This window comes from Streptococcus sanguinis, from assembly GCF_019928825.1.
In the GTDB taxonomy this organism is placed as follows: Bacteria; Bacillota; Bacilli; order Lactobacillales; family Streptococcaceae; genus Streptococcus; species Streptococcus sanguinis_L.
The window spans coordinates 36,381-48,393 of sequence record NZ_JAHZOP010000006.1 but is presented as its reverse complement, the minus strand read 5'-3'; the positions used below and the strand labels follow the sequence as shown (position 1 = coordinate 48,393).

Sequence of the window (12,013 nt, the reverse complement as noted above, 5' to 3'; positions counted from 1 at the left end):
ATTTACTCCACCTTCACCTGTCCATTCATCAGCATTGGCAAGAGCCAATCGCGCAGTTGGGTGAGTTCTTGATTTTGTTGTTGATTGATGATTATATTCTCTAATATACTTTCAAATTTTTCAAAAATTGAAGATAAACACTTATCTTTAGGCAGAATAACATTGATTGCTTTTAAATCTTTATCACTTAAATGACCTACTGTTGTTCTTGAGACTGATTTTTCTCGCAATTTGATAAAAGGTTCAATCTGATATTTAAGCACCATATTAGGTAATTTATCACTATTTACTTTTACAACTCGTTGATTAAGATAACAATTCTCTTTAATCCAATAATTCATATGAAAATTTCCATCCATACCAATTAAAACATCACCAACATTAATTCTATATTTATCTTCTACTTCTTCTGTAGAATAATTAGTAATATCATTTCCAAGAATGTCTCTAATTCTAATCACCGGAACACCTTCGCCGGTACTATTAAAATAATCTGTACTAAAAGGATATCCATACTGAACTTCTGCGGCATCAAAAAGATTAGACACTCCCCACCCCTCAGGGATTTCGCGTTTGAGTTCTGGGTTATAGACCATCTTTCCGCCTGATGATTTGTAGGGTTTGCCATTCTGGTCTGGGTAATCAAACTGCACAAACCAGTAGTCATAGAGGGTCTTAGCCATGGCTTCCAACTCTTGGTTTATTTGGTTGTTGGTTTCCAACTTTTTTCGTATATTAAATAAAATAGTTGCAACTGCTTTTTGAATTCTTAAATCTGGTAGTTTGACTACTATACTTTCATACGCAGATTTGGTCATACTAGGTAAAGTTGAGCCTGAATCTAAATTACTCAAATCAAGTTGAGATAGATAAGAGTACAAATAAAATGCATCTGCTAATTTATCATTTACAACAGCATAATACATAGTATCTACTGTCCAAAAACTCTCATTTACATACATAATATTGCTTAAAGTTCCTTTACGTGGTAGCAGTATCGCTTCTCCAGAGTATAATGCTTCATCTACATGAGACATTAACCCTCCACTCCCATATAAAGGAATATCACCTTTATTTAAATGATCATATTTTGTTCCGTTGTAAATTTTAAGCAACTCACATAATTTGAATTCTTTTACATCACAATCACTCATACTTCAACCCCTTCATTTGCTCTTCAATCTCCTGCTCCAATGCATGCGATTGCTGGAAAAGGTCTGAGAGTTTGTCTTGAAAGGCAGTCATCTTGGCTTCAAACTCTTCTGCTGTGATATCTACATAGTCAATCTTGATGTCAAAGTATTGGCCTGCACTGAGAGAATAGTTTTTCTCCTTGATGTCCTCATAAGAGACGGTTACAGAAAAGTCTTCGACGGCTTCTTTCTGGATAAAGGTCTCGATGATCTTCTGCTCTTCTTCAGGAGAGAGCACGGTCTTTTGGTTCTTGCCTTCCTTGACCTTGGTTCCTAGGTTTGAAGCGTCGATCAGGACGACATCCCCTTTGTTTTTCTTATCGATAAAGAGGATGGAAACGTTAGTACCTGTCGTCGCAAAGATATTGGACGGCATAGACACGACGCCTGCCAGCATTTGATTGTCCACCAAGTGTTGGCGGATGGTCTTGTCAATCCCTGACTGGGCTGTGATAAAGCCTGTCGGTAAGACAACGGCTGCTTGACCATCTGGCTTCAATGAGTAGATGATATGCTGGACAAAGAGCTCGTAAATAGCCATCTTATCCTTAGACTTGGCAGGAACCTTTGGCACCCCTGCAAAGAATCGCTCACTGGCCTCTGGCAAGGCCTCCACACGGTCACGCCACTCTGAAAAGTCCAGCTTGAAAGGAGGATTAGACACGATATAGTCCATCTTTTCTGGATGGCGGTTAGCAGTGATGGTATTTCCCTGTACGATATTATGGATGGAGTGTTGGAGACCATTCAAGATCAAGTTAAGACGGAGAAGATTAGAGGACTTCTGCGAGATATCCTGACTATAGACCGTGGTCTTATCCACACCGATACGACTAGCCAGATTCATGAGTAAGGTCCCCGAACCAGCTGAGGGATCGTAGATGCGCACATTTGACGGCTGGTCATGCCCCACTAGGATATCCGCGATAATCTTAGCAACTGAGTGAGGTGTGTAGTACTCAGCGTACTTGCCACCACCGTCTTTGTTGTAGTCCTTAATCATGTACTCAAAAAGAGTAGAGAAAAAGTCAAAGCCTTGTGAAAAGATATCTTCGTCAAACTTGACACGGGCTAGGAGATTGATGATAGACTTTGCGACCTCGTTGCGCTTACTGCTATCTGAGATGGTATCTGTAATCAAACGCTCGTCAAAGAGACGAATAGCCGTATCCCCGTCGGTATGAACGGAGAAAATATCGTTATTGTCAATAGCGATCTGGTTGAGAGTATTTTCAAAAGTCTCATGGAAATCATCTTCATTTTGCTTACGATGCAAAGTCTCAATGAACTGCTCAGGTTTGAGCTGAGCAGTCGCAGTGCCGATATCTTCCAAGAGCCAGCTATAATCATCATGGCTCATCTGAATAAGTTCCTCATAATTATTCTTGGCATCTACTGCCTTTGCCTCATAGAGAAACTTATCATTTAAAAATTTATATAAGAACGATTGGGTAAGAAGCTTGTATTCACCAGCCTCTCCTCCTAAACCAGCATGTGTAAACACAGCTTTTAAATCATCAACTAAATCTTTGACAAGATTTTTGTATTTCTCATTCATTAATGTTGGTATTCCTCTTCATATTGTTCAAACAGTGATTCCACAAGTTTTTCAAAATTTTCTCTGGTCAAACTACTGTTTAATTTTGTTCTTTTCATTTCCTCACGAGCTGCCTGACTAATCATCCTTTTTAGAAAAGCCTCATTATCTAGTACGCCTTGATTTTGACCAACTAGTCTATCAATCTGAATCTTAGCTCCCTTGATAACATGATAAACAGCAGGAAAAGCACTTACTTTGGACGAGTTCGTTGCATGCTTATAGCTTCTAGCAGCCATCTCATCTCCATCAAAATTCATTGTCAAACGTCTCATACGAGTTCGATAATCATCAACTGCTCCAAAAAGTTTATGATAAGCCTCTTTGGTATGCAGAATAACATCCATGGTGTATCCTTCTTCCTCATGGATCATATGTTTTTTCATAATTCGCTTGAACTCTTCAAAAAGTTGAACCCATTCAGGATCTTTTTTATCTTTATGATTATTAAGTCCATTGGCGACCCGCCGACGTAAATCGTCCAGATCATTAGCAGCTAATCGCAATTCCTCTTCTGCAATCTTTACAAAAGAAAAACTAGTTTCTGACATCGCAAGGTTCAGTAATGCCTGGCTAGAAAAGTCATCGGGTCTTTCCATAGCAGAAAGGTTGATCAATCTTCTGGAGATGATGTTCAAAAAAGTCGAAATTAATTTGATATCAATTTGATCCATTAACTCCTTATAGCCTAGGAGACTTGCAATGTTATAGTACTGTTTCACAGATTCTATCGCTTTTTTGAGTTCAATCAACTCTCTTCTGTCTTTCACTTCATCAACAGCTATTGCAAAGGCTGCTCGATTTCCAGTTGGGTAATCCATCAAAATAAGATTTGATTTTTCCAATTCTCGACTTATCTCATCAGCTGGTACAAAAAGAGACCCAAAGACATCTTCTCCATTTTCACCAGTGACTGTAATATCATACTCATGATTAAGTTCCTCAAGATAGGCTCGATTAGTCTTATCAAACTCTTTGGAAATATCTGCAAAGTCAACTACATAACCGAACAAATAATCTTTATAGGGTCTATTAACACGAGTCAGAGTTTGTAAGAGATTATGAGCTTTTATTTTGCGACCTAAATAAAGACGTTTTAGCCTAGGAGCGTCAAAACCAGTTAGAAGCATAGAGTAGACAATAATCAAATCAATCTTGCCTTCCTTAAATGCTTCCACCCTTTCTTTCTTATAGTCCTTATCCCCTTCATTATGCAAAATGAGAGCTGAACTTAGGTTTGTTTGACCATTTTGCCGTCGTTCCTCAAGTTGACGTTCTAATTCACGCGCCTGTTTAGAAGAATCGCAAACAATCATCCCTCCGATAGAATCGTCATCAAAAATAAATTCCCTTGCTCTAGTGAAATCTTCTAAGATAAAATCTAACATTGGTGAGACATACTTACGATGGGCAAAGATGTCTTCCTTAGAAAGTCCACCACGTTGGATTTCTTCATTTATAGCCCGAAGATTTTCCTTATATGAGGTTTCAATATCTTCTCTCATCAGTCGGAGAGTAAAGCCATCGTCAATAGATTGGTTGTAGTAATATTTATGGATGTAATTTCCGAAAATATCTCGCGTCGTTGCATGACTCTCTTTGGTCCGTCCATCTTTCTTGTAGGTAATCAAAGGAGTACCTGTTAGTGCAATTTTAATAGCACCTTTGTCCGAGTTGTAAAGATTGGGCAGATAGGATCCTCGTTCATTGTATGACCTATGAGCTTCATCAATAAAGTAAACATTTTGACAGTTAAGATCGTAGCCAGAACTATCAGTCAAATCAGAGTTATCTTTGAATTTTTGGATATTTACAACAGCAACATCATAGCCATCCTGCTTTTGATTTAGTTCTTTTGGTTTATTGATACGTTTAACCCGTAAACCCCGCTTAGCAAACTCTCTATAGGCTTGGTCAGCTAAATCTAGGCGATCAACAACAAAATAGAATTTTGGAATAATGCTTTGTTTTGAAAAATAATTCTTTAAATAACGAATATTAAAATAAGCCAAGGCTGTCTTACCCGAACCTTGAGTATGCCAAATAACACCCTTTTTAATACCCTTTGAAATCATATCTTTGATAGCTCGGGTAGCAAAATATTGCGGATAGCGCATTACATGCTTTTGGAGTTGGCGTTGCCCGTCCTTACCTTCTTCCTCAACATAAGCAAGACCAAAACGCAACATAAAAAAGAGACGCTCTTTTTGGTAAATAGAAGTCAGAAACGAATTGCATGGGGTATCCGGATGCATATTTGTTGCAAACTCTGGAAGGGTTTGAAGCGGGAGCTGATTCATATCTGCTAAAACATTTTCAATATCTTCCTGAGTCAGAGACTGAAAAGCATGAAGAAAATCAGCCTCCCTTTCTTCTTTAAAGGCATTGAATTTAGTTTTGGAAAAGGAGTTTGAACAATAATAAGACCCCTGTCTTTGGCCTCCTTGCCCACTCACATAAGATGAATTATCTGAGAAGGCAATAAATTGTGCTATATTATTGAAACGGCGAAATTTCTTGTTTTCAAAGCGATATCTTGTTCTATCCTGCTCGGATTGAATACCTGTTTTCCCGTCTCTAATCGCATTGGGCTGTTTCACCTCAATATAAGAGAGTGGCAAGCCATTAATAAAAACCATCACATCTGGTCTGAACTCATCATTGCCATTTTGACAAGAAACTTCCAAGGCTACATGAAAAGTGTTCGCCTCCAGATTGTTCCAATCAATGTAGGTTGCCCCTTCATTTCCCTGAATACGATTATAGAAAGCTCGCCCCAAATCATTTTGATTCAATTCTAGCTTGATATTATTTAAATCTCGTTCAAAGTCCATATCTGTTGCATAATTATTCAACTTAAGGTACTGTCCTCTAAAAATAGATACCAAAATATTCGTTTCAGGATCCCTTTCAACAATTTCTTGGCTTTTACGAGACAGATAGGTATAGCCCATCCGAATTAAGTGAAGTACAGCAGGAATTTGGACGCGAGTTAATTCAGAAAATTTAATTTGGTCTGCTCTTGTTCTCATATAATCAACCCTTACTATAAAATCTATTATTTCTTATTATACCATTTTTTCATTCGTTTCTTATTCATTACATAAAATAAATCAGCTAACGAAAAATCTCTCAATATATAAACTGAGAGATTTATTTTATCTTCAATATGTTCGTGTCCTAAATCTAATGACTTAGACACTAGTATCTAGCAATTTCCTGCTTAGGATTTGCATCTAAAAATCCATCCCATCCGGATTTGGTGCGCCACCGGCCAAACCGCTGACATTTTTGAGCACTTCCAAGTCCGCAGCATCTAGCTCAATGTCAAAGCAGTCCAGATTGCTGGCAATCCGGCTCGGAGTGACCGACTTAGGCAGGGGCAGGAAGCCTTCCTGCAAGCTCCAAGCTAGCGCGACTTGTGCAATGGTCTTGCCATACTTGTCTGCCACAGCCTGCACGGCTGGATTTTGGAAGAGCTCTCCTTGGCCAAATGGTCCCCAAGCTTCCAGTAAAATCTCATGCTCACGGCAGGAGTTCACTGCCTCAGTCTGATAGACACCTGGAGCCAGGCGGATTTGATTGACAGCAGGAGTCATGCGAGCTGTTTCAAGCAAGGCTTCTAAGTGATGAGGTAGGAAATTGCTGACGCCAATCGCTCGAATCTTTCCGAGATTATAGAGGTCTTCCATAGCCCGCCAGACTTCGGCATTGCGCTTTTTCCAAGCATCGTTTTCCCTCAGGGGTTTGGGATTCGGCCAGTGGATGAGGTAGAGGTCCAGATAGTCCAGTCCCAACCGCTCCATTGAGGCAGTAAAGGCCTCTTGAGCCTCCTCATAAGTATGAATGTCATTCCAAAGCTTGGTCGTGATGAAGAGCTCCTCCCGCGGAATGCCGCTGTCCTTGATTGCCCGTCCGACACTCTCTTCGTTCTTATAGATGGCTGCCGTATCAATATGCCGATAGCCTGCCTTGAGAGCGGCTAATGTTGCTTGATAGGCTTCTTCGCCATCCTGAGCCTTCCAAGTACCGAAGCCCAGCACCGGAATGCCAACACCATTGTTCAAAAGATATTCTCTCATCTCATGTCTCCTTTATAAGTTCCATCTACTGCCTTCAGCAAGGCAGCTGCTACAGTGATTACAAGAGCAGAACTGCTCATTTCTTTTCCTTTTTCTTCAGTATTGGTTTGGGTTTGAAGATATTTTCCTTGGTCGGCTCCATACCTTTACTGAAAAAGCTATAGATAATGAAAGCAAGTCCTGCGACAAGGATCAAGATTCGTCCAAATATCAGTCCGGCCAGCAGTAAAACAAGTCCCATTATCAAAAATTTCGCATCAATTCGTTTCATAGCCTACTCCTGTTTGCATTATAGTCTCATTATATCACGCTTAAGAAAGCAATTCAAATCTAGGCGAAGACTATCAAGGCGTCTGCCAACCAAAAAGAACAGGTTGCCCTGCTCTTTCTGAAAAATATAAGGAGACTAATTTAAAATACCTGCGGTTCTCATACATGGAATCGTTCTTGACCATCAAGATAAGTAGCTACCAGCTCTAAATCTTTATCTAAAACGATAAAGTCAGCGTCGTAGCCTTCCTTGATCTGTCCGCAGACATCATCAATATGGACGGATTTTGCTGGAATCAGGCTAGCCATCATAACCGCCTGATGAGGATTGGCAATGCCCCATTTGACCACATTTTTCAATCCGTCCTTGAGTTTGAGGATAGAGCCAGCTAGATTGCCCGTTGACTTGAGTCGAGCTGTTCCTTCCGCCACAACCACTGGAAATTCTCCCAGCATGTAGTCACCATCTTCAAGACCTCCTGCGGTCATACAGTCAGTAATGAGAGCAATATTTTCATGTCCCTTCTGCTTGAGCAAGATGTCACAGGCCTTAGGGTCCACATGGTGGCCGTCACAAATCAGTTCCGCATAGGTGTGGGGCAGCTCATACATGGCACCAACCATGCCCAGCTCCCGGTGGGTCAAGCCCCGCATACCATTGTAAGCATGCACCCAGACACTGGCACCTGCTTCGACCGCAGTTTTGGCTTCATCATAGGTTGCATTAGAATGCCCCAAAGCAACAGTCACGCCCTCGTCAGTCAGCGTGCGGACAAATTCCTCAACGCCATCACGTTCTGGCGCGAGAGCAATTTTATTGAGCAAGCCATTTGCGGCCTTCTGCCAAGCACGAAACTCATCCATGCTAGGATCTTTCATATAGGCCGGATTTTGAGCGCCTTTATACTTTTCGGTGAAATAAGGCCCTTCAAAATAGAGACCGCGAATCTTGGCTCCGCTAGCTTCTTGATAGCGTGCACCGATATTTTCAGTAACCGCTAAGAGCCGCTCATAGGATGAAGTCAGGGTTGTTGGTAAAAAGCTGGTCACACCGGTAGTCAAGAGACCCTCACTCATGGTATGAAGAGTTCCTTCGATATTGTTGTCCATCACATCAACACCACCGAAGCCGTGAATATGAGTGTCTACTAGACCTGGTGCAATCGAGTAGCCACTGTAGTCTATGACCTCTGCATCCTGCGGAACAGACTGCACCAACTTGCCAAACTTGCCGTCAATCAGCTCTAAATAACCGCCATGACGAATTCCCTGAGGATAGAAAAATTGATCTGCTTTGATATATGTAGGCATAAGACTGCCTCCCTTGTTCTTGACTTCTGTATTCTCTGCCATTCAAAGCGGAATTCTGTGATAGAGCTAGCATCTTTCTATAGCTGCTTTCTACCCCCCGCTTTTGAATCTCTGAGTTTTCTTGACTATATTATAACTCTTTCTTTTTTATTTGTAAATGGTATATACCTATTTTTATAAAAAATTGTTATATTAAATTAAAAAATAAGAAAACCCAGCCATGACAGCTGAGTTTCTGCTTTATTTTTTATCTAAATCGCGCAGCATCTGGTCGATTTTATTGCCATACTCGATGGATTCGTCCTTGACAAAGGTCAAATCTGGAATCTTGTACATCTTCAGATTGTGACCCAGTTCTCGCTTGATGGTACCGGTTGCTTTTTCCAGACCGGTCTGAGCTTTTTGATTATCAGAGGCCATATTGCTCATAATCGTGTAGTAGACCTTGGCCATGGATAGGTCGCCCAGCATTTGGACATCGGTGATGGTCACTCCCTGCACCCGCGGGTCACGAACTTTCTTCTGCAAGATTTCATTGACTTCGCGCTTGATCTCCATGCCGACACGGTCTGTACGAAAATTGTTTGCCATGAGATTTCCTTTCTAATTTTTCTTTTCTGCAATATAAGCTAGGCTAGGCCTAGCTTATATTTTAGTTTTAATGAATGAAATTCGATCTAAACTCTTTGTGAAAAAGATGTGGAACTAGAAGTATCAACTTCCACCAAATATGATTTCACTGCGAGTTTTTAACCTACTTCTTATCTTATTTCTTAATTTCTTCCATGATATAGGCTTCGATCGTGTCATCTACTTGGATGTCATTGTAGCCATCAATCATGAGTCCACCTTCGCGGCCGTTAGTAACTTCCTTAACATCATCCTTGAAGTGCTTGAGGCTGGCAAGCTCCCCATCGTAAATCACGACGCCGTCACGGATAACACGAACCTTGGAATCACGGGTAACTTTACCATTGATAACCATAAATCCACCGATAGTACCAACCTTGGAAACCTTGAAGGTCTCGCGGATAAGAGCTTCCCCGATGATTTTTTCTTCGTATTCTGGGTCCAGCATTCCCTTCATGGCATCTTCCATTTCTTCGATAACCTTGTAGATAATGCTGTGGAGACGGATTTCGACATCATCAGCTTCTGCCTGCTGGCGAGCTTGAGATGTAGGACGCACGTTAAATCCGATGATGAAGGCATTTGAAGCTTCTGCCAGTGTTACGTCAGATTCATTGATAGCACCAACCGCTGAGTGAACGATGGTAATCTTAACGCCTTCCACTTCAATCTTCTGCAGGGAAGCAGACAGGGCTTCTACTGAACCTTGCACATCAGCCTTGATGATAACATTGACAGACTTAACTTCACCAGCTTTGAGGGTATCAAAGAGATTTTCCAGACTGACGCGATGAGTAGCTTGACGCTGTTTGAGAAGGGCACGTTTAGCACGTTCTTCACCGGCTGCACGCGCAGCTTTTTCATCTTCATAAACCGCAAAGTGGTCACCAGCCATCGGAGTTTCATTGAGACCAGTGATGGAAACCGGTGTAGATGGTCCAGCCACCTTCACGCGACGGCCCAGGTCATTGGTCATAGCACGAACCCGACCGAAAGTATTACCAACAACGATTGGATCCTGCACATTCAGAGTTCCTTGCTGAACCAGAAGGGTTGCGACAGCACCTTTTCCTTTATCCAGACGGGCTTCAATGACTGTACCAATCGCTCGAACAGTCGGATCTGCCTTGAGCTCTTGAATTTCAGCTACCAAGAGGACTGTTTCCAACAAGCTGTCAATATTTTGATTGAATTTCGCTGAGATTTCAACAAATTCAGAATCTCCGCCCCAAGCTGTTGACATGACACCATGCTCAGCCAATTCACCAATCACGCGCTCAGGATTCGCTCCTGGCTTATCAATCTTGTTGATGGCTACGATGATTGGGACATCAGCCGCCTTGGAGTGGTTAATGGCTTCGATCGTTTGCGGCATAACACCGTCATCAGCCGCAACGACCAGGATAGTGATATCCGTAACAGAGGCACCACGGGCCCGCATAGAAGTAAAGGCCGCGTGTCCAGGCGTATCCAAGAAAGTAATCTTCTTGCCGCTTTCCTCAATCTGGTAAGCACCGATGTGCTGAGTGATACCACCTGCTTCACCTGTTGCTACCCGAGAGTTACGCAGGGTATCCAAGAGGGTTGTTTTACCATGGTCAACGTGTCCCATGATGGTGACAACTGGAGGACGCTCTGCCAAGGCATCTTGGTTGATATAACCTTCTTCTACGAAGAAGCGCTCAATGTCAGCTGTGTCAACTTCCACCTTCTTCTTAGCTTCAATACCGTAGTCCACCATGAGGAGCTCAATAGTATCGCCGTCAAGAGATTGGTTTTGCGTTGCCATCACGCCCATCATGAAGAGCTTTTTAACAATTTCAGCTGGCTCGCGCTTGATCCGTTTTGCAATTTCTGCAACGGTCATTCCGTCTGTATATTCAAATTCAGTTGGCAACTCATGGAACTTACGTTCTGTAACAGGTTTTGGTGCCTGATTATTGTTGCCCTTTCCTTTTTTATTTTTCTTGTTTTTATTCCAATTACTATTTCTTTGATTTCTCACTTGATTTTGACTGCTTCGATTCTTTTGTTGTTTTCTTGGACCTTCTTCTTCGCGATCAAAATCATCGCGCTTCTTATCTGGTCGAGCTTGCTTCTTACGACGCGTATCCACAGCGGCCGGCGCTGGGCTTGGATTCGCTGCTGGAGCAGATGGGGCCGGTGCAGGCTGAGCTGGTGCACTTGCTTCTGCCTTAGGCTGCTCCTTGCGGCGGTTTTGCCGTTCCAACACTTCTTTTGCTTCCTGTGCTTGCTTAAAGCGTTCTTCGCTTGAGCGAGCGTATTCAGCATTCTGCTCTGCTTTCAAAGCTGCTGCCCGAGCCTTAAAGTCAATCTTCGGTCCTTGTGACTGTTGGCGGTTTTGACTGTTAAATCCTTGATGATTCTGACCATTGCGGCGGCCATCTTGACCACGATTATCGCGACGGTCATTTGGACGATTGCCCCTGTCTCGGTCGTTGCGGTTTCCGCGATTCTTATTTCGATTATCGCGATCGTCGCGCTTGCCTTGCTCTTTGTTTTGCGGTTTGCGGTTGCCTTGCTGCTTACGACGTTCTGCCTCTTCCTTGGCTCTCGCTTCACGCTCTGCCTTAAAGTTCCGGCTTTGTGGGCGCTTGACTGGCGCAGCTGTTTCTGTTTTCGCTTCTGGCTTAGCAGCTACTTTTGCTTCTGTCTGTTCTGCCTTGACTGGCGTAACCTCTTTGGCAGGAGTTTTTTGCGATGATGGCTGAGCTGCTGCAGGCTTTTCTGCAGTAGCTTGAGGTGTGGCTGCTTTCTTGAAGCTGGATTTGATTCGCTCACTAGCGTCAGCTTCTACGCTGGATGAATGACTTTTGACATCCAATCCCAGCTCCTTAGCACGAGCCACTACCTCCTTGCTTTCTTTTCCCAGTTCTTTGGCGATTTCATACAATCTTACTTTAGACAAA

The 12,013-nt window shown here is 42.4% G+C and carries 8 protein-coding genes; all 8 read right to left on the bottom strand.

Annotated elements, in window-relative coordinates; translation table 11 throughout:
* Nucleotides 1–2: 2 nt before the first annotated feature.
* The 8 genes from K1J09_RS11060 to infB all read right to left on the bottom strand — a co-directional run bounded on the left by K1J09_RS11060 (nt 3) and on the right by infB (nt 12,012).
* Nucleotides 3–1,154, bottom strand: a complete 1,152-nt coding sequence (locus tag K1J09_RS11060) for a restriction endonuclease subunit S (protein ID WP_223323960.1) — start codon at nt 1,152–1,154, stop codon at nt 3–5.
* A complete protein-coding gene (locus K1J09_RS11055) occupies nt 1,147–2,751 on the bottom strand; it encodes an HsdM family class I SAM-dependent methyltransferase (RefSeq protein ID WP_223323961.1) in 1,605 nt (534 codons plus the stop codon). The genes K1J09_RS11060 and K1J09_RS11055 overlap by 8 nt, the downstream gene beginning before the upstream one ends.
* Nucleotides 2,751–5,822, bottom strand: a complete 3,072-nt coding sequence (locus K1J09_RS11050) for a type I restriction endonuclease (protein WP_223323962.1) — start codon at nt 5,820–5,822, stop codon at nt 2,751–2,753. Before K1J09_RS11050 ends, K1J09_RS11055 begins: the two co-directional genes overlap by 1 nt.
* Nucleotides 5,823–6,026: 204 nt before the next feature.
* On the bottom strand, nt 6,027–6,872 hold the full coding sequence (locus K1J09_RS11045; protein ID WP_223323963.1) for an aldo/keto reductase: 846 nt from the start codon (nt 6,870–6,872) through the stop codon (nt 6,027–6,029).
* 76 nt (nt 6,873–6,948) lie between these two features.
* Nucleotides 6,949–7,143, bottom strand: coding sequence for a hypothetical protein (locus tag K1J09_RS11040; RefSeq protein ID WP_002918060.1), 195 nt, complete (start codon nt 7,141–7,143; stop codon nt 6,949–6,951).
* A 158-nt stretch (nt 7,144–7,301) separates the two neighbouring features.
* On the bottom strand, nt 7,302–8,453 hold the full coding sequence (gene nagA / locus K1J09_RS11035) for an N-acetylglucosamine-6-phosphate deacetylase (protein ID WP_002908126.1): 1,152 nt from the start codon (nt 8,451–8,453) through the stop codon (nt 7,302–7,304).
* Between the two features lie 240 nt (nt 8,454–8,693).
* Nucleotides 8,694–9,044, bottom strand: a complete 351-nt coding sequence (rbfA, locus tag K1J09_RS11030; protein ID WP_223323964.1) for a 30S ribosome-binding factor RbfA — start codon at nt 9,042–9,044, stop codon at nt 8,694–8,696.
* A gap of 175 nt (nt 9,045–9,219) precedes the next feature.
* Nucleotides 9,220–12,012, bottom strand: coding sequence for a translation initiation factor IF-2 (infB, locus tag K1J09_RS11025; RefSeq protein ID WP_223323965.1), 2,793 nt, complete (start codon nt 12,010–12,012; stop codon nt 9,220–9,222).
* Between the last annotated feature and the right edge of the window lies 1 nt (nt 12,013).

What these genes read in the sequence shown, in the direction of transcription:
- K1J09_RS11060 (WP_223323960.1), bottom strand. Translation starts at nt 1,154, where the DNA reads ATGAGTGATTGTGATGTAAAAGAATTCAAATTATGTGAGTTGCTTAAA.
- K1J09_RS11055 (WP_223323961.1), bottom strand. Translation starts at nt 2,751, where the DNA reads ATGAATGAGAAATACAAAAATCTTGTCAAAGATTTAGTTGATGATTTA.
- K1J09_RS11050 (WP_223323962.1), bottom strand. Translation starts at nt 5,822, where the DNA reads ATGAGAACAAGAGCAGACCAAATTAAATTTTCTGAATTAACTCGCGTC.
- K1J09_RS11045 (WP_223323963.1), bottom strand. Translation starts at nt 6,872, where the DNA reads ATGAGAGAATATCTTTTGAACAATGGTGTTGGCATTCCGGTGCTGGGC.
- K1J09_RS11040 (WP_002918060.1), bottom strand. Translation starts at nt 7,143, where the DNA reads ATGAAACGAATTGATGCGAAATTTTTGATAATGGGACTTGTTTTACTG.
- nagA (WP_002908126.1), bottom strand. Translation starts at nt 8,453, where the DNA reads ATGCCTACATATATCAAAGCAGATCAATTTTTCTATCCTCAGGGAATT.
- rbfA (WP_223323964.1), bottom strand. Translation starts at nt 9,044, where the DNA reads ATGGCAAACAATTTTCGTACAGACCGTGTCGGCATGGAGATCAAGCGC.